A 24,423-nucleotide genomic window follows, 5' to 3' on the forward strand; every position below is an offset into this window, starting at 1 on the left:
TCGCGCAAGTCCGGCGAGGAGATGGCGAGTTGGGTGCGGCACCCGCGGGTACGGCTACGGCGGCACGGCTCCGGCGGACGCTGCTACGCGTCGCGGGGCGTCTGCGTGCGGTACGAGTGCCCCAGTTCCGGTCCGAGTCCGAAGTAGTGGCGGAAGTTGTAGACGAGCGGGCTCCAGGCGGCGGGGTCGATGTGGTCGGTGCCGGGGACGACGATGCGGGGATCGGCGTGGACCACGCTCACGACGGTCTCGACGAGGACGAAGTCGCCGGAGACGTCCGGCCGCACCCGTTCGGCGCGGGCCTCCATCTGGAGCGGGCACTCGGCGACACGGGGCGGCCGTACCGAGCGGGACGGTACGGCGGTGAGCCCGGCCGCGCCGAACTTGTCCGGCTCGTAGCGGCAGCCGGCGGGCTTGCCCAGCGGTACCGGGTCGCGGCCGGTGAGCGGCGCCAGCCGCTCCACCGCGGGCCACAGCCCGGGGCCCGGCAGGCTGAGCACCAGTCCGGGCCGGCTGCCGAGGTTGTGCGCGGTCTGCCCTTCGCGGCCGAGTCCGAGGACGACGGTCCGGCCGAGCGCCCAGGCGGAGGAGAGGGGGCGAGGTTGAACGTTCCGTCCTCGTTCTCCGTGGACACCAGGACCACCGGTGTCCCGAAATACAGGACGCTGGGCGCTATCTCCAGGTGGGTGGCGGGCGCGGCGGCGGGATGTGCGGTGTTCATGGTGGGGAGCCTAGGAGCGCGTCACTTCGGTGCGGACCGAAGCGTCGGCGTGCCTCAGCACCGGCTTTCCCGTCCAGCCTTTGCCAATCGTTGAATCTTCGCGCGTAGATGTCCGTGTAAACGCTCTGTTAAACCTAGGTGGCCCCCACCGGTTCACCTAGGAGCAGCACATGCGCCACCCCTCCTCTCCCGTCGCCGTGTCCGTCTCGGCGCCGCGGCCGCCACGGCGGTCGTCGCCGGTACCGCGGCGTTCGGCGTCGGTCAGGCCACCGCCGAGCACTCGGTACCGCGTACGGACAAGGAGATCCCCAACCTCACCCAGGTGCAGGCCAGGATCAAGGCGTACTACGGCGACACGGTGACCGCGGACGGGCAGCACTACGCCTCGCCGCGCAGCAACTACGCCAAGCAGGTGCGCGGCATCACCGACTCGGCCCGGCGCTACCTCGACAAGGTCGCCGAGGACGCCGGCAAGCACCACCACGGCAAGAAGCCCGCCATCGTCCTGGACATGGACGACACCACGCTGCTCACCTACAACTACGAGCTCCAGGTCGGCTTCCACCACACCGAGGAGGCCCAGGACAAGTACCTGGCGAGCACCGACATGGAAGCGGTCTACGGCATGGACCGCCTCGTCAATCGGGCGCACCGCCAGGGCATCGAGGTCTTCTTCGTCACCGGCCGCAAGGAGGCGCAGCGCGAGTGGAGCGTGCGCAACCTCAAGAACGTCGGCTACGGCGTCCCGCTCGACCGCGCGCACGTCTACCTGAAGGACAAGAAGAACCCGCCGGCCTACCTGCCGTGCGGCGCGAAGTGCTCGACGGTCGAGTACAAGGCGGGCACCCGTAAGCACATCGAGTCGCGCGGCTACAACATCGTCGCCAACTTCGGCGACCAGTACAGCGACCTGAACGGCGGCTACGGCGACAAGACGTTCAAGCTGCCGAACCCGATGTACTTCCTGCCCTGACCCGGCACGGGCCCCCGGGGCGGCAAGCTCCTCAGGCGCGCTTGGGCACCGGGACGCGCATCAGATCGCGGGCGACGGTCAGTTCGCCCGCGAACCCGGCCGCCCGCGCCTGCCGCTCGAACTCCGAAGGGTTCGGGTAGCGCTGCGAGAAGTGGGTGAGGACCAGGTGGCGCACGCCCGCGCCGGCCGCGACACGTGCCGCCTGGCCCGCCGTCAGGTGCCCGTGGTCGGCGGCCAGCCGCTCGTCCTCGTCGAGGAACGTCGACTCGATGACCAGCAGGTCGCAGCCCTCGGCGAGAGCGTGCACCCCGTCGCACAGCCGGGTGTCCATGACGAAGGCGAAGCGCTGGCCCCGCCGTACCTCGCTGACGTCGTCGAGGGTGACGCCGTTCAGCTCACCCTCGCGCTGGAGCCGGCCGATGTCCGGCCCGGTGATGCCGTGCGCGGCGAGCCGCTCCGGCAGCATCCGGCGCCCGTCCGGCTCGACGAGGCGGTAGCCGAACGACTCGACCGGGTGGGAGAGCTTCCGCGCCTCCAGGACGTACGACGGGGTACGGGCCAGCACCCCGTCGGCGGCCACCGGCTCCTCGCCCAGCCGTACCGTCTCGCGGTAGGCCGTGGCGTACCGCAGCCGGTCGAAGAAGCGCTGCCCGCTCGCCGGGTAGTGCGCGGTGACCGGATGCGGCACCCGGTCGAGGTTGATGCGCTGGATGACGCCGGCGAGCCCCAGCGAGTGGTCGCCGTGGAAGTGGGTCACACAGAGCCGGTGCAGGTCGTGCGCGGCGACCCCGGCCCGCAGCATCTGCCGCTGGGTGCCCTCGCCGGGGTCGAACATGATGCCCTCGCCGTCCCAGCGCAGCACGTAACCGTTGTGGTTACGGTGCCGGGTGGGCACCTGGCTGGCGGTGCCGAGGACGACGAACTCGCGTACGGACACGGTGCTGCGGCTCCTTCGCCCCGGTCAGACCAGGCGCTGGAGGTCGCGGCCGCCCAGCACGTGCGCATGGGCGTGGAAGACGGTCTGGCCGGCGCCCGGGCCGGTGTTGAAGATGATCCGGTAGCCGGTCGCGTCGACCTTCTCGTCGGCGGCCACCGCGGCGGCCTCGCTCAGCACCTCACCGGCGATCCGCGGCTCGGCGGCGGCCAGTTCCCCGGCGTTCGCGTAGTGCACCTTGGGGATGACCAGCACATGGGTCGGCGCCTGCGGGCTGATGTCCCGGAAGGCGACGGTCGTCTCGGTCTCCCGCACGATCGTCGCGGGCACCTCGCCTGCCACGATCTTGCAGAACAGGCAGTCGGCCTGCGGTTCTCCCGCCACCGGTGGGCTCCTCCCGGGTCGCCGGCCGGTACCCGGCGGCCCCGTCCGTCCGGAGCCGGGCCGCCCGTACCGCGCCGTGTCACATCACCATCACGTCTATGGGACCGGATGTTACCGGGCCGCCCGCGCGGGGCGGTGCGGCGGCCGGGGTACGGAGCGGGTGCGGCGGCCGGGAGGAGAGGGGCGAGCGGGGTCAGTGGTGCGCTGCCCAGGTGTGCTGCTGGTCGGGGTCTTGCTGGTTCTGGTGGTCGTCGTTCTGCTTGTCGTCGTTCTGATGGTCGTCGTTCTGCCCGCCGTCGTGGCCGTCGCCCTGGCCGTCGTGGTCATGGGAGTCGTCCGTGCAGGTGTCGCTGGGGGACGGGTCCGGGTCGGGATCGGGGTCCGGGCCGGGGGCGGGCGCCGTGACGGTGACCGTCACCGGCGGCGTGTCCGGCGGATCGTCGGTCGGGTCGTCGGACGTATGGCCGCTGCTGGGCGGCTGGACGGTACGGGTCACGGTCGGCCGCTGACTGCCGGTCGGCTCGTCCGCGTCGCAACTGCCGAGCACGCTCACCCGGAAGACGACCTGCCCGGCGACGCGCGCGGTCAGATTGCCCCGTACGCAGCGCCCGTCCACCCCGGAGGTGACCCGCCCGGTGATGGTGATGTCGCTGCCCCGGGCGGTCTGTCCCTGGCAGTCGACGATGGCGACCGACTTCTGTTGCGCGGTGGCCGTCGGGTTCACAGTGGCCCGCTGATCGCCCTGGAGCGTCGCCGTACAGCTCAGCCAGCTCACGTTCACGCCGATGCGCTCCAGCGCGCGCGTCCCCGCCTGGTCGGTGGTGACGGCGACCGACGAGGTGTTCAGCCCGCCCGCGGGCTCGCAGGCGGACACCCCGACGATCGCGGCGCCCACGGTGCCCGCCACCGCGAGCAGCCTGCCGCGCCGGGTCCGGCGGGACCGGCACCGGCCGGTCCGCGCGTACCGCTCCCGCCCGTGCCGTACGTCTCGTAAGCGCCCTATGGCCCGCATGCCCGGCAGCTTCCCACCGCCGCAGGCGGACCGACAGCCCCGGCTCGGCCACTGTGCGCCGGTCCCGTACGGGCTCGCGTTCCGGCTCGTACGGAGTGCGGCGCTCCGGCTGTCCGGGGCCCGCGGCACACCGCGCCGGCTTCACTAAGCTGATCGTGCACAGCCCGCCGTCACCCCACGACCAGGAGTCATCCACCATGGCAACGACCCGCACCGCGCAGACCCACTGGGAAGGCAACCTGATGGAGGGCAAGGGCAGCGTCGCCCTCGCCTCCTCCAACGTCGGCACCTTCGACGTGAACTGGCCGGCCCGCGCCGAGCAGCCGAACGGCGTCACCAGCCCCGAGGAGCTGATCGCGGCGGCCCACTCGTCCTGCTACTCGATGGCCTTCTCGCACGGCCTGGCCGGCAAGGGCTACACCGTCGCCGCGCTGGACACCAAGGCCGACGTGACCTTCCAGCCGGGCGAGGGCATCACCGGCATCGTGCTGACCCTCAAGGCCAGCGTGCCCGGTCTGTCCGAAGAGGACTTCCAGGCCGCGGCCGAGGACGCGAAGAAGAACTGCCCGGTGAGCCAGGCGCTGGCCGGCGTCAAGAACATCACCCTCCACGCCGAGCTGGTCTGATCCGGCGGCAGCGGTGAGCGGCGGAGCCGCGGCGTCACGCGCGCCGCGGCCCCGCCGCCGTCCGTCGCCTCTCCCGCGCCGACCAGAGGCCCGGGTCAGCTCCAGCGGCCGGTACGGCCCAGCAGCAGCGCGGTGGCCGCCGTACCCGCCGTCGACGTCCGCAGTACGCTCCATCCGAGCCGGTACGCCTTGGCGCCCGCCTCCTCGAAGGCCGCCAACTCCTCCGGCGACACGCCCCTTCGGGGCCGACCACGAGCACGATCCGCCCGCTCGACGGCAGTTCGGCGGCGGCCAGCGGTGCGCTGCCCGCGTCGCGGTCCTCGTGCAGTACGGCGGCGAACTCCGCCTCCGCGAGGAGAGCCGCGACCTGCTTCGTCGACATCGGGTCGGCGACCTCGGGAAAGCGCAGCCGGCGTGCCTGCTTGCCCGCCTCGCGGGCGGTGTTGCGCCACTTGGCGAGGGACTTCGCGGCCCGCTCGCCCTTCCACTGCGTGATGCACCGGGACGCGGCCCACGGGACGATGGCGTCCACGCCGGTCTCCGTCATGGTCTCCACGGCCAGTTCGCCGCGGTCGCCCTTGGGGAGCGCCTGGACGACGGTGATGCGCGGCGCCGGCTCCGGTTCGGTCTGCGTACCGGTCACCTCGACGACGAGGCGGTCCTTGCCCTCGGCGGCCCGCACCACGCCCACCGCGCCGCTGCCCTGCCCGTCCGTCAGCACCACGGGTTCCCCCGCACGGAGCCGCCGTACGGAGACCGCGTGCCTTCCCTCGGGACCGTCCAGCACGGTCTCCCCCGTACCCGGGACGCTCTCGACGAGAAACACCGGCGCCGTCACAGCACACCTCCCGGCTCACCCGGGAGCCCCGGACCGGCCTGACAGCTCTCCTGCGCGCCGGACCCGCGCACGTCGTCCCGGCCCGATCCGGCGCGTGCCGCCTCCAGTTCGGCCACCAGCACCTCGACCAGCTGCCCGGCCGGCATCTCCCGCGCCATCCGGTGCCCCTGGCCCGCCCACAGGGCCATGCCCTGCGCGTCACCGGTCTTGGCGGCGGCCTTGCGCAGGCCCGAGGTGAGGTGGTGGACGGCCGGGTAGGCGGCCGGGGCGTACGGGCCGTGCTCGCGCAGGAAACGGTTCACCAGGCTGCGGGCCGGGCGCCCGGAGAAGGCCCTGGTCAGCTCGGTACGCGTGAACAGGGGGTTGGTCATCGCCTGCTTGTGCAGCGGGTTCGCGCCCGACTCCGGGGTGACCAGGAACGCCGTACCGAGCTGCGCCATCGACGCGCCCGCCGCCAGCACCGCGGCGATCTGCGAGCCACGCATCAGACCGCCCGCCGCGACGATCGGTATCTGCACGGCCTCCCGCACCTGCCCGATCAGCGACAGCAGTCCGACCCCGGCGCCGGTGCCGTCGGCCTGCGGGTCGTCGCGGTGGGTGCCCTGGTGGCCGCCGGCCTCTATGCCCTGGACACAGACCGCGTCGGCGCCGGACCACTGCGCGGCCTGCGCCTCGGCCGCCGTGGTGGCGGTGACGATCGTGAACGTGCCGACTTTGGCGAATCCGTCGAGAACGGCGCGCGACGGACACCCGAAGTGGAAGGAGACGACCGGCACCGGGTCCTCGCGCAGGATGGCGAGCTTCGCCTCGTACCCGTCGTCGACGCCTTCGTACGGGTCGACGTCGTCCAGCGCGGTCTCGTACCAGGCCGACTCGCCCGCGAGCTGCTCACGGTAGACCTCGACGGCCGCGTTCTCGGCGAGCGAGGGCTGCGGCATGAAGAGGTTCACGCCGAAGGGGCGGTCGGTGAGCCCGCGCAGCTGTTTGATCTCCTGATACATGCCGTCCGCGGTCTTGTACCCGGCGGCCAGGAAGCCGAGTCCGCCGGCTCCGCTGACGGCGGCGGCCAGCTCCGGGCGGGCGACGCCGCCTGCCATGGGGGCCTGCGCGATCGGATAGCGGCAGAGATCGGTCAGCGCTGTGGGCATGACCACATCGTGTCACGCCGCACGCGGGGACCCGAACCGGGCCCGGACCCACCAAGATCAAACACGTCCGGCGATCAGGGCAGTTCGGGCAGGGGCCCGGGGCATCAGGGGCACCGGACGGCGAACGGCGGCCGGGCTCCTGCCCGACCGCCGCCGTATGCCGTACGGGGGTCACCGCCCGTTGAAGGCGTCCTTCAACCGCGAGAACAACCCCTGCTGCCCCGGCCGACAGCGCCTGCCCGGAGGACAACCCCCGGACCCCCGGGCACAACGACACGCCTACCGCCCGTTAAAAGCGTCCTTCAACCGCGAGAACAACCCCTGCTGCCCCGGCTGGAACTGTCCCGTCGGGCGTTCCTCGCCGCGGAGCTTCGCGAGGCGCCGCAGCAGTTCCTCCTGCTCCGCGTCCAGCTTGGACGGCGTGATGACCTCGACGTGCACGATGAGGTCGCCGCGCCCGTTGCCGCGCAGATGCGTGACGCCGCGGCCGTGCAGCGGGATCGACTGGCCGGACTGGGTGCCGGGCCGGATGTCGATCTCCTCGATGCCGTCCAGCGTCTCCAGCGGGCACTTGGTGCCCAGCGCCGCCGCCGTCATCGGGATGGTGACCGTGCAGTGCAGGTCGTCGCCGCGCCGCTGGAACGTCGGGTGCGCCAGTTCGTGGATCTCCACGTACAGGTCGCCGGCCGGGCCGCCGCCGGGGCCGACCTCGCCCTCGCCCGCGAGCTGGATGCGGGTGCCGTTGTCCACACCGGCCGGGATCTTGACCGTCAGCGTGCGGCGCGAGCGGATGCGGCCGTCACCGGCGCACTCCGGGCACGGGGTCGGCACGACCGTACCGAAGCCCTGGCACTGCGGGCACGGCCGCGAGGTCATGACCTGACCCAGGAAGGACCGGGTGACCTGCGAGACCTCACCGCGGCCGCGGCACATGTCACAGGTCTGCGCCGAGGTGCCCGGCGCCGCGCCCTCGCCCGAACAGGTCGTACAGACGACGGCGGTGTCCACCTGGATGTCCTTGGTGGTCCCGAAGGCCGCCTCGTCCAGTTCGACATCCAGCCGGATCATGGCGTCCTGGCCGCGCCGCGTACGGGACCGCGGTCCGCGCTGCGACGCCGTGCCGAAGAACGCGTCCATGATGTCGGAGAAGTTGCCGAAGCCCGCGCCGAAGCCGCCGGCCCCGCCGCCGCCACCCGCCTGCGAGAGGGGGTCGCCGCCGAGGTCGTAGACCTGCTTCTTCTGCGGGTCCGACAGCACCTCGTAAGCGGCGTTGATCTCCTTGAACCGCTCCTGGGTCTTCGGATCGGGGTTCACATCCGGGTGCAGCTCGCGGGCCAGCCGCCGGAAAGCCTTCTTGATCTCGTCCTGCGAGGCATCGCGTCGTACGCCCAGGACCGCGTAATAGTCCGTGGCCACTTACGACTCCGCGAGGATCTGTCCGACGTAACGTGCCACTGCGCGTACCGCTCCCATCGTTCCGGGGTAGTCCATGCGGGTCGGTCCGACCACGCCGAGTTTGGCGACTGCCTCGTCGCCCGAACCGTAGCCGACCGCGACGACCGATGTGGACGTCAGGCCCTCATGGGCATTCTCATGCCCGATGCGTACGGTCATGCCGGAGTCCTTGGCCTCCCCCAGCAGTTTGAGGAGCACCACCTGCTCCTCCAGGGCCTCCAGCACCGGCCGGATGGTCAGTGGGAAATCGTGCCCGAAGCGCGTGAGATTGGCGGTACCGCCGATCATCAGCCGCTCCTCGGTCTCCTCCACCAGAGTCTCCAGCAACACCGACAGGACTGTCGAGACCGTGCCCCGGTCCTCCTGCTCGAAGGAGTCCGGGAGATCCTGCACGAGCTGCGGCACGTCCGTGAACCGCCGCCCCACCACGCGGCTGTTCAGCCGCGCCCGCAGGTCCGCCAAGGAGGTCTCGCCGAACGGCGCCGGACAGTCCACCATGCGCTGCTCGACCCGGCCGGTGTCCGTGATCAGGACCAGCATCAGCCGGGCCGGTGCCAGCGACAGCAGCTCCACGTGCCGCACCGTGGACCGGGTCAGCGACGGGTACTGCACGACGGCGACCTGCCGCGTCAGCTGCGCCAGCAGCCGTACCGTACGGCCCACCACGTCGTCGAGGTCGACGGCGCCGTCCAGGAAGTTCTGGATGGCGCGTCGCTCGGGGCTGGAAAGCGGCTTGACGCCGGCCAGCTTGTCGACGAAGAGGCGGTAACCCTTGTCCGTCGGGATGCGCCCGGCGCTGGTGTGCGGCTGGGCGATGAAGCCCTCGTCCTCCAGCGCGGCCATGTCGTTGCGGACCGTGGCGGGTGAGACACCGAGCTGGTGCCGCTGGGTCAGCGCCTTGGAGCCGACCGGCTCCTCGGTCCCGACATAGTCCTGGACGATGGCGCGCAGCACTTCGAGCCTGCGTTCACTGAGCATCGCGCACACCTCCAGTCCGGCCGTGTCACCGGCGCGCGGCCGGGTTCTTCCGGGTCGTCTTCCCTGGCACTCATCAGGGCCGAGTGCCAGACCCTGACCAAGTGTACGGCCGGGTCGCACGGGCAGGGCAAGGGCGGCGGTACCGGAGTCGCGCTCCGGGGTCCCGCGAAACGCGTACCCCGGGCACCGGCGGGCACTCTGAATCCCCCGGTCCGGCGGGCAACGCTATCGCGATACGGCTAGCGTCGCGGTATGCGTACGACTTGGGAAGAGGCGGGGTGGGAACGGCTCGGCGCGGGCGTCGGGCGGCGCCGGATGCCGGGCTGGGACGAGACGGCCGGTGCCGTCGTCGGCTCGTCCGGCGTGCTGATCGTCGACACCGGCGCCACCCTCCGCGACGGCGCCGAGCTGCGTCGGCAACTGCGCGACATCGCGGGACGGAACGTGACACATGTCGCGCTGACCCATCCCCACTTCGATCATGTGCTGGGCGCCGCGGCCTTCGCGGGCGTCCAGGTCTTCGGCGCGGCCGGGCTCGACGAGTTCCTGCCGCGCGCCCGGGACGACCTGCGGCGCGACGCGGTGTCGCACGGCGTGGACCCGGACGCCGCCGCGGAGGCCGCCGACCTCCTCGTCCGCCCGCACCACCTGGTCTCCGGCGAACGCACCGTCGACCTCGGCGACCGGCAGGTCGTGCTCGCCAACGTCGGCCCCGGCCACACCGCGTACGACCTGGTCGTCCTGGCCCCCGGCACGCACGGCTCGCCCCCGGTCGTCTTCTGCGGCGACCTGGTCGAGGAGTCCGGCGCGCCCCAGGCCGGGCCGGACGCGGTCCCCGGCCAGTGGCCGGCCGCCCTGGACCGGCTGCTGGCCCTCGGCGGCGAGGACGCGGTGTACGTGCCCGGGCACGGAGCTGTCGTGGATGCCCGATTCGTCCGTGACCAACGCGACGCGCTGAGCCGCCGCTTCGGCGTGTCGCGGCACTGACCGGCCATCCCTTCTTATCGTCTGTCCAATGCGCAGCAGAGAGTACGGCCCGGACCTCACCCCGCCGTGGAAGAAGCAGCAGCCGGCCCCCGAGGTCGAGGCCGAGCCGGACCTCGTCGTCGAGGAAGCCGTCACGGGGTTCTGCGGCGCGGTCGTCCGCTGCGAGAAGACCGCCGAGGGCCCGACCGTCACCCTGGAGGACCGCTTCGGCAAACACCGGGTCTTCCCGATGCCCCCGCGCGGCTTCCTCCTGGACGGCAAGCCCGTCACCCTAGTACGGCCCTCTTCGCGCCCCGCGGCGCGCGGACCGGCCCGTACGGCGTCCGGCTCGCTGGCCGTCCCCGGCGCCCGCGCACGGGTCGCCCGCGCCGGGCGCATCTACGTGGAAGGGCGCCACGACGCCGAGCTGGTGGAACGCGTCTGGGGCGACGACCTGCGCATCGAGGGCGTCGTCGTCGAATACCTCGAAGGCGTCGACGACCTCCCGGCCATCGTCCGCTCCTTCTCCCCCGGCCCGGACGCCCGCCTCGGCGTCCTCGTCGACCACCTCGTCCCCGGCTCGAAGGAGTCCCGCATCGCGGCCTCCGTCACGGACGAGAACGTCCTGGTCGTCGGCCACCCGTACATCGACGTCTGGGAAGCGGTGAAACCGTCCGCGGTGGGCATCCCCGCCTGGCCGTCCGTCCCCCGCGGCCAGGACTGGAAGACGGGCGTGTGCCGGGCTTTGGGCTGGCCGGAGAACACGGGCGCGGCCTGGCAGCGGATCCTCGCCTCGGTCCACTCCTACAAGGACATCGAACCGGCGCTGCTGGGGCGAGTGGAGGAACTGATCGACTTCGTCACGGCCGGGAGTGCGGCTTAGCGTCGGGGAGGGTCTGGAACTCGCTGGTGTCCATCTCGATGCCGAGGATGTCCAGTGGCAGCGCATCACCGAACTTGGTGATGCGCTGCACCGAGTAGTCGGCGTCCTCGCCGCTGCCGCCAGGCTCGGTGAGGAGGACGCACTGAGCCATGATGGGGTCGATGATCAGGTAGGCGGGGATGTCGCCTGCGGCGTAGATGTTGCGCTTGAGGCGGTAGTCGCGGTCGACGCTGTTCTTCGAGACGACTTCGACGAGCAGCGTGACCAGTTCGGGGGCAGCAGCCGTCCCGATTCAGGTCCGGCATCGCGATCCAGCACGACGAGGTCCGGCTGCGGCTCACTGGTTTCGCGCAGGAGGTCGATGTCCTGCGTCTGGAGACAGTCCCATTTCTGGTCCGGGATCTGTCGCAACACCCTCAACACGATCCGGTTGTGCACCAGATCAGGGCCGGCCATCATCACGATTTCCCCCGCAGGAGCTCCGCCTTGAATTCTTCGGGAACCTCAAGTTCGTCGAAGAACGTGACGAGGGGGTGAGTGATCGGTCGGTCGTCCACAGCCGTCATCTCCGTGGTCCTCCGCTTCACGCCGTCGCCCATGAGTACGACAGCAGGTCAGGAAGCAGCGTAGGGCGATCCGCGCGGGAAGCACCTGATTCACCCCGTCGAGTGATCAGCGCGGCCGGTGATACCGCCCGATACCGGGGAGGGTCGGGAACTCGCTGGTGTCCAGCGTGACATCCAGCAGCTCCAGGGGCACGGCCTCGCCGAACTTGCTGATCCGCTCGACCCGGTAGTCGGCGTTCTCGCCCTCGCCGTACGGTTCGGTGAGCAGGCGGCACTCGGCCACCGTCGGATCGATGATCAGGTAAGCGGGCACCTTGCCCGCCGCGTAGACGGACCGCTTGACGCGGTAATCGTGGTCGACGCTGGACCGGGAAACGACCTCCAAGAGGAAGGTCACCACCTCTGCCGGGATCAGGCGGCCCGGCCCCGCGAAGGCGTCCCGCGGCAGTACCACCAGGTCGGGCTGTGGCTCACTGGTCTCCAGCGGGAACGAGACGTCTTGTGTCTGCTTACGCTGCCAACGCCGGTACGGAATTTGTTCCGCCACGGACACGACGATGTCGTTGTGGACCCAGTCGGGCTCCGCCGTCATCACGATGTTCCCTCTGAGAAGCTCCGCTTTGTACCCCTCCGGAACTTCCAGTCGACGGAAGATTTCGGTGGCATCGGTGATCAGCCGGTCATCCACAGCGGTCAGCTCCGTGGTCCTCCACATCCGCCGCGTACGTTGGCGGCAGCTTATGGACAGCGTAGGCAGTCGGACTGGGCTACGGCGGGCATTCACCCGGCCGAGTGATCAGTCCACCAGGTCCCGCACCACCGCGTCCGCCAGCAGGCGTCCGCGCAGGGTCAGGACGGCGCGGCCCTGTTCGTACGGGGCGGGTTGCAGGAGGCCGTCGGACAGGGCTCGGGCGGCGGCCTTGGCGCCGGCCGGGGCGAGGAGGTCGAGGGGGCAGCCGGCCGCGAGGCGGAGTTCGAGGAGGATGCGTTCGACGCGACGGTCCTCGTCGGAGAGGAGTTCGCGGCCCGCGCCCGGGGACCGGCCCTCGGCGAGGGCCTGTGCGTACGCGCCGGGGTGCTTCACGTTCCACCAGCGGACGCCGCCCACGTGGCTGTGCGCGCCGGGACCCGCGCCCCACCAGTCCGCACCCGTCCAGTACAGCTCGTTGTGGCGGCAGCGGCCCGCCTCCGTCGTGGCCCAGTTGGAGACCTCGTACCACTGGAAGCCGGCCGCTGACATCGCCTCCTCGGTGATCAGGTAGCGGTCCGCGTGCACGTCGTCGTCGGTCATCGGGACCTCGCCGCGCCGGATCCGGCGGGCCAGCTGGGTGCCCTCCTCGACGATCAGCGCGTACGCGGAGACGTGGTCGGGCGCCGCGCCGAGCGCCGCGTCCAGCGTGGCCCGCCAGTCGTCGTCGGACTCGCCGGGCGTCCCGTAGATCAGGTCCAGGTTGACGTGTTCGAAGCCCGCCGCGCGCGCCTCGGCGACGCAGGCTTCGGGGCGGCCCGGGGTGTGCGTACGGTCCAGGATCTTCAGGACGTGCTGCCGGGCGCTCTGCATGCCGAAGGAGATCCGGTTGAAGCCGGCCTCCCGCAGTTCGGCCAGGTAGCGCGGGTCGACGGACTCCGGGTTGGCCTCGGTGGTGACCTCGGCGCCGTCCGCCAGCCCGAACTCGTCACGGATCGCGGCGAGCATCCGCCCCAGGCCGGCGGCCGGGAGCAGGGTCGGTGTGCCGCCGCCGACGAAGACCGTCTCGACCGGCCGGGGGTCGTCGCCGAGCACCTTGCGGGCGAGCCGGATCTCCTCGGCGACGGTGTCCGCGTAGTTCTCCCGCGAGGCGAGCGCGCCGCCCGAGCCGCGCAGCTCGGTGGCCGTGTACGTGTTGAAGTCGCAGTAGCCGCAGCGCGTCGCGCAGTAGGGCACGTGCAGGTAGAACCCGAGCGGCCGGGCGGCCGCCCCCGTCAGGGCGTGACCGGGCAGCGACCCGTCTTCGGGCATGGGCTCACCGTCGGGGAGTGCGGAAGGCATGTGGTCCATTGTCCGGCATCGGGCGGGGAGCGCGGGGAGCGCCTGCGGGCGGACGGTACGGAGGCGCGTGGTGGGCGGATCGTGCAGGCGCCGCCCGGCCGTCGCCGCCCGGCCGTCTCCGCCCGCCCCGTCCGCTATCGCTCTCCGGTCGCCTGGAGCACCAGCAGCGCCAGATCGTCGTCCGGCGGCGTGTCCGCGAACGCGTGCACCGCCCGCCGGATGTGCTCGGCGACCGCGGTGGCCCCCAGGCCGGTGCAGGCGGCGAGGTGGTGGGCCAGGCCGTCATCGTCGTCGAACTGGCGGTGGCCCGAGCGCCGCTCCGTCACCCCGTCCGTGACGCACAGCAGCGTCTCGCCGGGGGCCAGCTCGAAGGACTCGGACTCGTACGACGTGTCCTCCACCACTCCGACCAGCATCTGCGGCGCGGCGGCGATCCGTACCGCGCCGTCCGTGCCGAGGACCAGCGGCAGCGGGTGCCCGGCGCTGGCCAGGGTGCACCGGGCGCCCGCCGTGCCGTCGGCGTGCGGCACGATCTCGCCGTACAGGAGGGAGAGGAAACGGGTCTGCTCGCCCTCGGCGCGCAGTTCGAGGGACGGGTCCAGGCCGCTGCCCGCCGCCGCTACCGCCGCCGTCACGGCGGCCACCGAGTCGGCGGCCTCGCGCGCCATGGTCTTGTTGAGCCGGTCCAGCACCTCACCCACGCCGAATCCGTCGCGGGCCAGCAGCCGCAGGACGGGGCGGGCGAGGCCGGTGACCGCCGCGGCTTCCGGGCCGTTGCCGCACACGTCGCCGAGGGCGAAGCACCAGCGTCCGTTCCCGGCGTGGAACAGGTCCCAGAAGTCGCCGCCGGCCCAGGCGCCCTCCCGCGGCTCGTACACCACGGAGGACTCCAGGCCGGGAACGGCGGGCCGGCCCCTGGGCAGCAGGCGGCGCTGGAGCACCTGGCTGATCCGCTCCTGATTGCGGTACGCGCGGGCCGTGGCCAGGGCGCGGGCGACCCGGCGGGTCAGATCCTCTATGAGACCCACGACCTCGTCGGGGAAGCGCATCAGACCGGCCCGCCCGATCAGCAGCGTGCCCTGGTCGCGGCCGCCGGCCACCAGGCGGCAGGCCAGTGCGGCGCCTCCGGGCCCGTACCCGCTCGGCTCCTGCGGCCAGGGCCACGGCACGGCGGCCCCGGCGCCGTCCCGCTGCGGGCCGGGGGCCGGCGCCGTCGGCGGGTCCTTCTCCAGAGCCATCCGCAGGGCGTCGATGCGGCCCTCGCTGGAATGCCAGACGCGGGCGAGCCGCGGGGCCTCGCCAGCGCCCTCCCGGCCGCCGCCGTGCAGCCAGACCGCGCACCAGTCGGCGAGGCGCGGTACGACCAACTGGGCGGCGAGCAGCGCCACCTGCTCCTCGTCGAGCTGACCGGACAGCAGGTCGGACGCCTCCGCGAGGAAGGACAGGGCGCCGTGGTTGATCCAGTCCGCGTCGGTCCGGCGCGCCGGGGAGCGGCGGGCGGACGCGGGGGCGAGCAGTTCGGCGGCGCGCAGCCCGCGCTGCAGCTCCAGGTCGTGGTGGGAGAACCGGGCCGGTGGCCCGTAGGCACGGTGCCGCGGGCCGGCCGGGAGCCGGAACCACACGGTCTTCAGGTCGCGCCGGTACGTGATGCCCCAGGACTCGGCGACGGCGCCGACCAGTTGCAGGCCGTGGCCCCGGCTCTCGTTCACGGAGGCCGACTGGCGCGCCCGTACGGCGCGGGCGGGGTGGTGGTCGGAGACTTCGATGACGATCGCGGTGCGTGGGCTGTTCGGGGGTGCGTCCGGGGCTGGGGGCGTGTTCGGGTTCGGGGGCGTGTCCGAGTTCGAGGTGGCGTCCGGGTTCGGGGCTGCGTCATCGGCATCCGTAGCCGCGCCGGCGCCCGCTGTCGTGCCGACGCCCGTATCCGCTGCCGTACCCGCCTCCGTGCCCGCGTCCAGGTCCGTTTCGAGACGGCACAGCAGTTCCACGGTGGTGCCCGCGTGCACCACGACGTTCGTGACCAGCTCGCTGACCAGCAGGACCGCCTCGTCGGCGAGGCGGTCACCGAGGGCGTCCGCGCCGGGCAGCGACCGGGACACCCAGTCGGCCAGGACAGCCCGTACGAACTGCCGCGCCGCCGCGGCCGCACGCGGATTGCCGGGCAGGCTCGACCGGCGGACGCTGTCCCGCCCGTCGGTGGCGGGCCCGGCGCCGGGGCCGGAAGCCGGTCTGGAGGACGGGGCAGCGGAAGCCTCTACGGGAGCGGGTTCGGCGGGAGCGGGCTCCGCGGGCACGGCTTCGACGGGTGCGGCTTCGGCGGATCTCACCTCACCCTCCCCCGCCCCGGTGGCCGGATCCGTCGCATCCGTCACCCCCTCCCCGGTGGCCGGATCCGTCGCATCCGCCACCCCCGCCCCCATGGCCGCATCCGTCGCGCCGGCCGTCTCCCCGGCTGGGTCCGTGTCCGCCTCCGTGCGGGAATCCACCGGCCTGCCTCCCTCGGAACGAGCGTCGGTGAACTCCTCGTGAGGCCCGCCGGAAGCCGCCCCGCCGGGACCGCCGCGACCGGGGCGGAACGCCGCCCGGGCCACCGCGGCGCCCCGGGCCGGGGCGTCCCTGTCCGACGAAGTTGTCGTCCTCATTGAGCAACTCCCGAGCAGTTCCGCAATAGCGCCGAATACGCCACTCACAGAGTGACAGACTGAGCGCACCCATAAGCACCGAGTTACTGAAGTGGGGAGACATGGCGGTCGATTCGGCAGTGCCCCGAGTGTCCCTCGATCCGGGCGGTGACGTCGTGCGCGCCGCCGATCTCAGACCGCTGCTGACCGCTTTGACGTCGATGGCGGCCGGAGACTTCCGCACCCGGCTGCCGGTGGCCCAGGAAGGCCTGCTGGCCGAGCTGTCCGCGGTCTTCAACCAGACAGCTTCCCGCAACCAGCACCTGGCCGACGAGCTGTTACGCCTGCGGTCGGAGGTCGTGCGCCAGGGCCGGCTGGACGAACGGATGTCCGCCAGCCCGGGTCCCGGCACCTGGGCCACCTCCGTACAGGCCGCCAACGCCATCATCGACGCGCTGGTCATCCCGACCACCCAGGCCACCCAGGTGCTGGACGCGGTGGCGGGCGGCGACCTGACCCAGCGGGTGGACCTGCACGACGGCAACCGTCCGCTGCGCGGCGACCGCCGGCGCCTGGGCCGGGCGGTGAACCGGATGGTCGACCAGCTGTCGCTGTTCACCGGCGAGGTCACCCGGGTGGCCCGCGAGTCCGGTACGGAAGGCCGGCTCGGCGGGCGCGCCAAGGTGGCCGGGCTGTCCGGGAGCTGGCGGGACGTGACCGAGGCGGTCAACACCATGGCGGCCAGGCTGACCGCCCAGGTGCGGGACATCGCGCTGGTGACGACGGCGGTGGCGCGCGGTGACCTGACCCGGCAGGTGACGGTGGAGGCGGCGGGCGAGCTGCTGGAGCTGAAGCTGACCGTCAACACGATGGTCGACCAGCTCTCCGCCTTCGCCGACGAGGTCACCCGCGTCGCCCGCGAGGTCGGCACCGAAGGGCAGCTGGGCGGCCGCGCCCAGGTGCGGGGCGTGTCGGGCGTCTGGAAGGACCTCACCGACAACGTCAACTTCATGGCGTCCAACCTGACCAGCCAGGTGCGCAATATCGCCCAGGTGACCACGGCGGTGGCCAACGGCGATCTCAGTCAGAAGATCACCGTGGACGCGCGCGGCGAGATCCTCCAGCTGAAGCTGACCGTCAACACGATGGTCGACCAGCTCTCCGCCTTCGCCGACGAGGTCACCCGCGTCGCCCGCGAGGTCGGCACCGAAGGGCGGCTCGGCGGCCGGGCGCACGTACGCGGCGTGTCGGGCGTCTGGAAGGACCTCACCGACAACGTCAACTTCATGGCCGACAACCTCACCTCCCAGGTGCGCAACATCGCCCTGGTGGCGACGGCGGTCGCGGAGGGCGATCTGGGCCGGAAGATCACGGTCGAGGCGAAGGGCGAGATCCTGGAGGTGAAGTCGACGATCAACACGATGGTCGACCAGCTCTCCGCCTTCGCCGACGAGGTCACCCGCGTCGCCCGCGAGGTCGGCACCGAAGGCAACCTCGGCGGTCAGGCGCAGGTACGCGGCGCCTCCGGGGTGTGGAAGGATCTCACCGACAACGTCAACTTCATGGCGTCCAACCTCACCTCCCAGGTGCGCAACATCGCGCAGGTGACCACGGCGGTGGCCGACGGCGACCTGTCGAAGAAGATCACGGTCGACGCGCGCGGCGAGATCCTGGAGCTGAAGGACACCGTCAACTCGATGGTGGAGCAGTTGCGGGCGTTCGCCGACGAGGTCACGCGGGTGGCGCGCGAGGTCGGCACGGAGGGCAGTCTGGGCGGCCGGGCGCAGGTCCGGGGCGCGTCCGGGGTGTGGAAGGACCTGACGGACAACGTCAACTTCATGGCGTCCAACCTGACGACGCAGGTGCGCAACATCGCGCTGGTGGCAACCGCGGTCGCCCAGGGCGACCTGTCCAAGAAGATCGACGTGGACGCGCGCGGCGAGATCCTGGAGCTGAAGACCACGCTCAACACGATGGTCGACACCCTGTCGTCGTTCGCGTCCGAAGTCACCCGGGTCGCCCGCGAGGTGGGCAGCGAGGGGCAGCTGGGCGGCCAGGCCCGGGTGGAGGGCGTGTACGGCACGTGGAAGCGGCTGACGACCAACGTCAACGAGCTGGCGTCGAACCTCACCACCCAGGTACGGGCCATCGCCGAGGTGGCCTCGGCGGTGGCGGCCGGCGACATGACCCGTAACGTGACCGTGGAGACCCAGGGCGAGGTCGCCGAGCTGCGCGACAACATCAATCTGATGGTCTCCAACCTCCGGGAGACCACCCGCGCCAAGGACTGGCTGGAGTCGAACCTCGCGCGGCTGGCGGGGCTGATGCAGGGCCACCGGGACCTGATGGAGGTCGCCGACCTGATCCTGCGGGAGCTGACGCCGCTGGTGAACGCCCAGTACGGCGCCTTCTTCCTGGCCGACACCGACCGCGACGACCTCCAGATGGCCTTCATCGCCGGGTACGGGTCGTCCCTGGACACCACGATCGACACGCCGGGCTCCATGGACCACGGCCTGGTGCGCCAGGCCGCCCTGGAGAAGAAGCGCATCCTGGTGGAGGACGCCCCGCCGGACTACATCAAGATCAATTCGGGGCTGGGCGAGGCCAACCCGGCGACCGTCGTCATCATCCCGGTGCTGTTCGAGGACCAGACGCTCGGCGTCATCGAGCTGGCGTCCTTCTCCCGCTTCTCCGACGTGCACCTGGCCTTCTTCGACCAGTTCGTGAACACCATCGGCGTGGCCATCAACACCATCGTCGCCAACTCCCGTACGGAGTCCCTGCTCGGCGAGTCGCAGCGGCTGGCCCGCCAGCTCCAGGAGCGGACCGACGAGCTCCAGCGGCGGCAGGCGGAGCTCCAGCGGTCGAACGAGGAACTGGAGGAGAAGGCGGCGCTGCTGGCCAGCTCCTCCCAGTACAAGTCCGAGTTCCTGGCGAACATGTCGCACGAGCTGCGCAACCCGCTGAACTCGCTGCTCATCCTCGCCCGGCTGCTCGCCGACAACCCGGACGGGCACCTGAACGAGCAGGAGGTGCAGTTCGCGATCACGATCCACCGGTCCGGGTCCGACCTGCTCCAGCTCATCAACGACATCCTCGACCTGTCCAAGATCGAGGCGGGCCGGATGGACGTACGGCCCAAGCGGCTGCCGCTGATCAAACTGCTCAACTACGTCCACGACACGTTCCGGCCGATGACCCTCGACCGGGGGCTGGCCTTCGAGGTGTCGGTGAGCGAGAGCGTGCCCAAGGAGCTGTTCTCCGACGAACAGCGCCTCCAGCAGGTGCTGCGCAACCTGCTGTCCAACGCGGTGAAGTTCACCGCCGCCGGCAAGATCGACCTGCGGGTGGACCGCTCCGGGGACGGCACGATCGCCTTCACCGTCACGGACACCGGCATCGGCATCGCGCCGGAGAAGCTGCCGGTCATCTTCGAGGCGTTCCAGCAGGCGGACGGCACCACCAACCGCAAGTACGGCGGTACGGGCCTGGGCCTGTCCATCAGCCGGGAGATCGCGGGGCTGCTCGGCGGCCGGATCACCGCGAGCAGCCGCCCCGGCATCGGCAGCGTCTTCACACTGCACGTCCCCATCGACTGTCCCGGGTACGCCCCCGAGCCGCTGGACAGCGCCGAGCAGCGCGCGGACGGTGCGCTGCACCTGGCGAAGACGCCGCGGCACCACCCGCGCTCGGGGCCGCCCGCCCCGCGCGACGAGGCACCGTGGCCGACCACCACCCGGCTGGAGGACTGGGTGAGCGGGCCCTCGGGCAGCCTGCTGTCCGGCTGCCAGGTCCTGGTCGTCGACGACGACATCCGCAATGTCTTCGCGCTCACGAATGTGCTGAGCCGGGTCGGCATGCGGGTCCTCTACGCCGAACACGGCCGGGAGGGCATCGAGATGCTGGAGAAGAATCCCGGTGTCAACCTGGTGCTGATGGACATCATGATGCCGGAGATGGACGGTTACGAAACCATTCGCGCGATCCGGCGTACGCCACGCTTCGCGGATCTGCCCGTCATCGTTCTCACCGCGAAAGCGATGCCCGGCGACCGTGAGAAATCACTGGAGAGCGGAGCCAACGAATACGTCCCGAAACCCGTCGACGTGGACCGCCTGCTGGCGGTGACCGTCGATCTCCTGTCCCGGCACGGCTCCGGCAACCCGGCCCCGGGCGGTGAATCAGGCAAGCACGACCCCGACGCGACCTCTCCGAGGTCCCAAGGCACCGAAGGCCCATCATGACCCATGCACCCGACACCGGCGCCGACGCCGGAACCGACGACCGGGCGGGCATCCTTCTCGTCGACGACATGGAAGACAATCTCGCCGCGCTCGAAGCGGTCCTGGGCTCGCTCGGCGAGCCGCTGGTCCGGGCCCGGTCCGGCGAGGAAGCGATGAAGGCACTGCTCCGGCAGGAGTTCGCGGTCGTCCTGCTGGACATTCTCATGCCCGGCATGGATGGCTTCGAGACCGCTTCCAACATCAAACGTCTCGACCAGACGAAGGACATCCCGATCATTTTTCTGACCGGGACGGACAGCGACTCCGGATTCGCCTTCCGCGGGTATTCGACCGGCGCCGCCGACTACCTCACCAAGCCTTTCGATCCCTGGGTGCTCCGCGCGAAGGTGAACGTCTTTCTCGACCTGCACCGCAAGAACCGGCAGTTGCGACGACTCATAAAGCAGGACCATGCCCGGATGGGCGAGTTGGCGGACCGTATCTCCGAGATCGAGCGCCGCCTTTCCGGCAGCTCCGTGCCCGGTGAGCGCGACCTGGGCGAGAGCGTGGCCCGCATGGGCGAATCGGTACGGGCGTTGCGGCGGGGGCGGTAGCGGAGCCGGGTTCCGGCGGGGGCTCGGGTTTCGGCGGGGGGATCGGGTTCCGGTAGGGGAATCGGGTTTCGGCAGGGGGCTCGTACGGGCTCCGGGCGGTACGGGCACCGGCGGGCACCGGTGCCCGTACCGCTCGGAGTCGGCGCGGCCGCCGCCGTCAGAAGTGCAAGCCGCTACGTCTCGCGGGGCGGCCGGCCCCTCGGGCACGGGCCGTCACGACTCGCGAGGCGCGTCGCGGGCCGTCACGACTCGCGGGCGCCCTCGTACATCTCCTCCAGCAGGTCCTTGAAGGCCCGTTCCACCACCGGCCGCTTGATCTTCAGGCTGGGCGTCACTTCGCCGTGCTCGATGTCCAGGTCTCGCGGCAGCAGCCGGAACTTGCGGATCCGCTGCCAGCGCTGGAGCCCCTCGTTGACCCGCTCCACGTACCCCTCGATCAGCTCGCGGGTCCGCGCCGCGCCCACGACCTCGGCGTACGGCCTTCCCTTGAGACCGTGCTCGGCGGCCCAGCCCATGATCGTCGGCTCGTCGAGGGCGATCAGCGCGGTGCAGAAGTTCCGGTTGGCGCCGTGCACCAGCACGTTGGAGACGAACGGGCAGACCGCCTTGAACTGCCCCTCGACCTCGGCCGGCGCGATGTACTTGCCGCCGGAGGTCTTGATCAGGTCCTTCTTGCGGTCGGTGATCCGCAGATAGCCGTCCGGGGACAGCTCGCCGATGTCGCCGGTGTGGAACCAGCCGTCCGACTCCAGCACCTCGGCCGTCTTCTCCGGCAGCCCGTGGTAGCCCTCCATGATGCCGGGCCCGCGCAGCGAGCACCTCGCCGTCCTCGGCGATCCGCACCTCCGTGCCGGGCAGCGGCTTGCCGACCGTGCCGGTGCGGTACGCCTCGCCGGGGTTCACGAAGCTGGCCGCGCTGGACTCGGTGAGGCCGTACCCCTCCAGGATGTGGATACCGGCGCCGGCGAAGAAGTAGCCGATCTCGGGGGCGAGGGCCGCGGAGCCGGAGACCGCGGCGCGCAGCCGGCCGCCGAAGGCTTCGCGCAGCTTGGCGTAGACGAGCGCGTCGGCGATCTTGTGCTTGGCGCCGAGGGCGAACGGGACGGAGGCGTTGCCGGTGCGGCGGAAGTTCTCCTGGGACGCCTTGGCGTACTCCCGTGCCACCCCTGCCGCCCACTGGAAGATCTTGTACTTGGCGGCGCCGCCCTCCCGGGCCTTGGACACCACGCCGTTGTAGACCTTCTCGAAGATCCGCGGCACGGCCGCCATGTAGGTGGGCTGCACCACCGGCAGGTTCTCGATGATCTTGTCGACCCGGCCGTCCACCGCGATCACATGCCCGACGGAGATCTGCCCCGCCGTCAGCACCTTCCCGAAGACGTGCGCCAGCGGCAGCCAGAGGTACTGCACGTCGTCCTCGGTGACCAGTCCGGTGGCCTGGATCGCCCGCGCCATGTACGACCAGCAGTCGTGCGGCAGCCGTACGCCCTTGGGGCGGCCGGTGGTGCCCGAGGTGTAGATCAGCGTCGCGAGCTGGTCGGCACGCAGGGCCGCGATCTGCTCCCGTACGCAGTCCGGGTTCTTCTCCAGGTGGGCGGCGCCGCGCCGCTCCAGCTCGGCGAGGGAGAGCACCCAGTCCTCCGGGTCGCCCTCGGCGGGCTGCGCGTCGGCTTCCTGGATCACCACGACATGGGCCAGTTCCGGCAGGTCGGCGCGCTTCTCGCGGGCCTTGGCGAGCTGCCCCGCGTCCTCGGCGATCAGCACACGGCTGCCGGAGTCGGCGAGGATGTACGCCGTCTCGTCCGCGTTGGTGCTGGGGTAGACGGTGGTGGTGGCCGCGCCGGAACACAGCACGCCGAGGTCGGTGAGGATCCACTCGACGCGGGTACTGGCGGCGAGCGCCACCCGCTCCTCGGACCGGACGCCCAGCGAGATCAGCCCAGCGGCCACCGCGTACACCCGCTGGGCGGCCTCGGCCCAGCTCAGCACCTTCCAGTCGTCGGGCCCCCGGCCCGCGGCGGGCGGTACCGGATAGCGGTACGCCTCGTGGTCGGGGGTTGCCGCGACACGCTCCAGGAAGAGGGTCGCCACGGAAGGTGGCCGGTTCTCGATCAGCGTCTGGGTGTCCGTCACGGCATCCTCCGGGGCCCGCTACGTTGCTGGTGACTCGCGAGTAACCTTCGAGCAGTGATCAGACTAGAGCGCGTTGCGCCATGGCGTAAGGGGCTGCGGGGGACGGGTTCAGGAGCGGGCCGACGCGGTGGGTGCCTGATACACGTTTCGTTCCGACCGGGTGCCCGGTGGGTCTCCGGCGGGCCGTCGGGGCGGATGTACGAGCCTCTGACCAGCGCTGATGTCGGTCGTCCAGGGTTCGGGCGGCGCGGTCGGCCGGTGTCGGCAGGGCGCCCACCAGTACGGGCGGGAGGCGGCCTGCGGTGTGAGCAAGGTCGCCGGACTCGTGCGGCACTCGGTTTGCGGGCGTGGCGTACGCCCTTCGTGGGGCGGGACGTCAGTCGTTCGTGTGATGTGGGTCCTTCGTGTGATGTGCGTGTGCGCCGTCGCCCGCGCACCGGCCCGGGCCGGCCGCCGGGTGCGCGGGGCGGCTCGGGTGCGCGGGGTGGTACGGGTGCGCGGACGGCTCGGGTGCGCGGACGGCTCGGGAGCGCGAGGCGGCTCGGGAGCGCGAGGCGGCTCGGGAGCGCGAGGCGGTACGGGAGCGCGAGGCGGTACGGGTGCGCGGGCGGCCGACACCGTGGGCCACGGGCGCGGGTCACGGATGTCGGGCCATGGGCGTCGGGCGACAGGCATCGGGTCACGGACGTCGGGTCCCGGACGTCGGGCCCCGGGCCGCCGGTCAGCGGCCGAGGGAAGCGGCCTGGACGCCGATGCCGTCGGCGCTGGGCGCGTTCGAGGAGGCCGAGTCGCCGACCATGTGGCCGACCTTCTCGTCGCCCCGTAGCGTGCCGTTGACCTTCTTCAGCCCGTCGCCGAGGTTGGTGACGGCTTTCTGCGCACCGCCGACCGTCCCGCTGACGCCGCTCTTGAACTTGTCCGCCCCCGTCTGGTCGGCGAAGGCGGGCGCGGCGACGCCCACCGACAGCGCGGCCCCGGCCAGCAGCGCGGCGGCCCTGGTGTACTTCATACGTATCCCTTCCCGGCGCGGCCTCCTCGGCGGCACGGCACTCATGCCGCCCGGACGCCCCCTGGGCCGCCCGGCACACCGCTGCCACCCACGACAACGGCGTCCGGCGCGTCCCGGAAACCGCCTGGCCGCCGTTTTCCCCACCGACCGCCCGGATGCCGTACGCACCGGACGTCCGTTCCGTGGCAGCACAGCCCCTGACCGGGACCGTGACAGCACACAGTCCCCGGCCGGGACCGTGACAGCACGCAGCCCCCGGCCGGAAACGGCCGGGGGCTGGACGGCGGAGCCGCGGGGCGGCGGGCAC

The 24,423-nt window shown here is 71.7% G+C and carries 15 protein-coding genes and 5 pseudogenes; 6 read left to right on the forward strand and 14 right to left on the reverse strand.

Going from position 1 to position 24,423, the window contains the following annotated elements; genetic code table 11:
* Nucleotides 1–83: 83 nt before the first annotated feature.
* Nucleotides 84–721, reverse strand: a pseudogene (locus tag ACEXOX_RS17575) (flavin reductase family protein).
* 178 nt (nt 722–899) lie between these two features.
* On the opposite strand from ACEXOX_RS17575, the pseudogene ACEXOX_RS17580 reads away from it, so the two are divergent.
* Nucleotides 900–1,694: pseudogene (locus ACEXOX_RS17580) on the forward strand (HAD family acid phosphatase); the annotation flags it as partial.
* A 31-nt stretch (nt 1,695–1,725) separates the two neighbouring features.
* Here the strand turns inward: ACEXOX_RS17580 and ACEXOX_RS17585 are convergent.
* The 3 genes from ACEXOX_RS17585 to ACEXOX_RS17595 all read right to left on the reverse strand — a co-directional run bounded on the left by ACEXOX_RS17585 (nt 1,726) and on the right by ACEXOX_RS17595 (nt 4,024).
* Nucleotides 1,726–2,631: a ribonuclease Z gene (locus ACEXOX_RS17585; RefSeq protein WP_406521735.1), complete on the reverse strand. Its 906-nt coding sequence runs from the start codon at nt 2,629–2,631 to the stop codon at nt 1,726–1,728.
* Nucleotides 2,632–2,655: 24 nt separating this feature from the next.
* Nucleotides 2,656–3,012 carry a histidine triad nucleotide-binding protein gene (locus tag ACEXOX_RS17590; RefSeq protein WP_031001933.1) on the reverse strand — a complete coding sequence of 119 codons (357 nt, stop codon included), beginning with the start codon at nt 3,010–3,012 and terminating at the stop codon, nt 2,656–2,658.
* 193 nt (nt 3,013–3,205) lie between these two features.
* A complete protein-coding gene (locus ACEXOX_RS17595) occupies nt 3,206–4,024 on the reverse strand; it encodes a hypothetical protein (protein WP_406521737.1) in 819 nt (272 codons plus the stop codon).
* Nucleotides 4,025–4,221: 197 nt separating this feature from the next.
* Between ACEXOX_RS17595 and ACEXOX_RS17600 the strand changes: the two genes are divergently transcribed.
* On the forward strand, nt 4,222–4,650 hold the full coding sequence (locus ACEXOX_RS17600; RefSeq protein WP_361144098.1) for an OsmC family protein: 429 nt from the start codon (nt 4,222–4,224) through the stop codon (nt 4,648–4,650).
* Between the two features lie 95 nt (nt 4,651–4,745).
* Here ACEXOX_RS17600 and ACEXOX_RS17605 read toward each other — a convergent pair.
* The 4 genes and pseudogenes from ACEXOX_RS17605 to hrcA all read right to left on the reverse strand — a co-directional run bounded on the left by ACEXOX_RS17605 (nt 4,746) and on the right by hrcA (nt 9,069).
* Nucleotides 4,746–5,488, reverse strand: a pseudogene (locus tag ACEXOX_RS17605) (16S rRNA (uracil(1498)-N(3))-methyltransferase).
* The gene (locus ACEXOX_RS17610) at nt 5,485–6,636 is read right to left on the reverse strand and encodes a nitronate monooxygenase (RefSeq protein ID WP_406521739.1); all 1,152 of its coding nucleotides are present in this window, start codon (nt 6,634–6,636) and stop codon (nt 5,485–5,487) included. Before ACEXOX_RS17610 ends, ACEXOX_RS17605 begins: the two are co-directional and overlap by 4 nt.
* 279 nt (nt 6,637–6,915) lie before the next feature.
* Nucleotides 6,916–8,052: a molecular chaperone DnaJ gene (gene dnaJ / locus ACEXOX_RS17615; protein ID WP_406521741.1), complete on the reverse strand. Its 1,137-nt coding sequence runs from the start codon at nt 8,050–8,052 to the stop codon at nt 6,916–6,918.
* A complete protein-coding gene (hrcA, locus tag ACEXOX_RS17620) occupies nt 8,053–9,069 on the reverse strand; it encodes a heat-inducible transcriptional repressor HrcA (protein ID WP_406521743.1) in 1,017 nt (338 codons plus the stop codon).
* Nucleotides 9,070–9,321: 252 nt separating this feature from the next.
* Between hrcA and ACEXOX_RS17625 the strand changes: the two genes are divergently transcribed.
* Nucleotides 9,322–10,056 (forward strand): MBL fold metallo-hydrolase, encoded by a 735-nt coding sequence (locus tag ACEXOX_RS17625; RefSeq protein WP_406521744.1) that lies wholly within the window; start codon nt 9,322–9,324, stop codon nt 10,054–10,056.
* Nucleotides 10,057–10,084: 28 nt separating this feature from the next.
* The gene (locus tag ACEXOX_RS17630; protein ID WP_406521746.1) at nt 10,085–10,918 is read left to right on the forward strand and encodes a DUF3097 domain-containing protein; all 834 of its coding nucleotides are present in this window, start codon (nt 10,085–10,087) and stop codon (nt 10,916–10,918) included.
* Here the strand turns inward: ACEXOX_RS17630 and ACEXOX_RS17635 are convergent.
* The 4 genes and pseudogenes from ACEXOX_RS17635 to ACEXOX_RS17650 form a co-directional block, all read right to left on the reverse strand.
* A pseudogene (locus ACEXOX_RS17635) lies at nt 10,896–11,484 on the reverse strand (Uma2 family endonuclease). The gene ACEXOX_RS17630 and the pseudogene ACEXOX_RS17635 overlap by 23 nt on opposite strands.
* 106 nt (nt 11,485–11,590) lie before the next feature.
* Nucleotides 11,591–12,181, reverse strand: coding sequence for a Uma2 family endonuclease (locus tag ACEXOX_RS17640; RefSeq protein ID WP_406526380.1), 591 nt, complete (start codon nt 12,179–12,181; stop codon nt 11,591–11,593).
* Nucleotides 12,182–12,280: 99 nt separating this feature from the next.
* On the reverse strand, nt 12,281–13,513 hold the full coding sequence (gene hemW, locus ACEXOX_RS17645; protein ID WP_406521748.1) for a radical SAM family heme chaperone HemW: 1,233 nt from the start codon (nt 13,511–13,513) through the stop codon (nt 12,281–12,283).
* Nucleotides 13,514–13,647: 134 nt separating this feature from the next.
* The gene (locus ACEXOX_RS17650; protein WP_406521750.1) at nt 13,648–15,999 is read right to left on the reverse strand and encodes a SpoIIE family protein phosphatase; all 2,352 of its coding nucleotides are present in this window, start codon (nt 15,997–15,999) and stop codon (nt 13,648–13,650) included.
* Between the two features lie 257 nt (nt 16,000–16,256).
* On the opposite strand from ACEXOX_RS17650, the gene ACEXOX_RS17655 reads away from it, so the two are divergent.
* Nucleotides 16,257–20,381 carry a HAMP domain-containing protein gene (locus ACEXOX_RS17655; RefSeq protein ID WP_406521752.1) on the forward strand — a complete coding sequence of 1,375 codons (4,125 nt, stop codon included), beginning with the start codon at nt 16,257–16,259 and terminating at the stop codon, nt 20,379–20,381.
* Complete coding sequence (locus ACEXOX_RS17660) at nt 20,378–20,974, forward strand: two-component system response regulator (protein ID WP_406521753.1); 597 nt, start codon at nt 20,378–20,380, stop codon at nt 20,972–20,974. The genes ACEXOX_RS17655 and ACEXOX_RS17660 overlap by 4 nt, the downstream gene beginning before the upstream one ends.
* 242 nt (nt 20,975–21,216) lie before the next feature.
* Here the strand turns inward: ACEXOX_RS17660 and ACEXOX_RS17665 are convergent.
* Together ACEXOX_RS17665 and ACEXOX_RS17670 are read right to left on the reverse strand one after the other, a co-directional pair.
* Nucleotides 21,217–23,107 (reverse strand): annotated as a pseudogene (locus ACEXOX_RS17665) (AMP-dependent synthetase/ligase).
* 721 nt (nt 23,108–23,828) lie between these two features.
* Nucleotides 23,829–24,116 carry a hypothetical protein gene (locus ACEXOX_RS17670; protein WP_406521755.1) on the reverse strand — a complete coding sequence of 96 codons (288 nt, stop codon included), beginning with the start codon at nt 24,114–24,116 and terminating at the stop codon, nt 23,829–23,831.
* Nucleotides 24,117–24,423: the final 307 nt, after the last annotated feature.

The organism is Streptomyces sp. Ac-502 (assembly GCF_045222935.1).
GTDB lineage: Bacteria > Actinomycetota > Actinomycetes > Streptomycetales > Streptomycetaceae > Streptomyces > Streptomyces monomycini.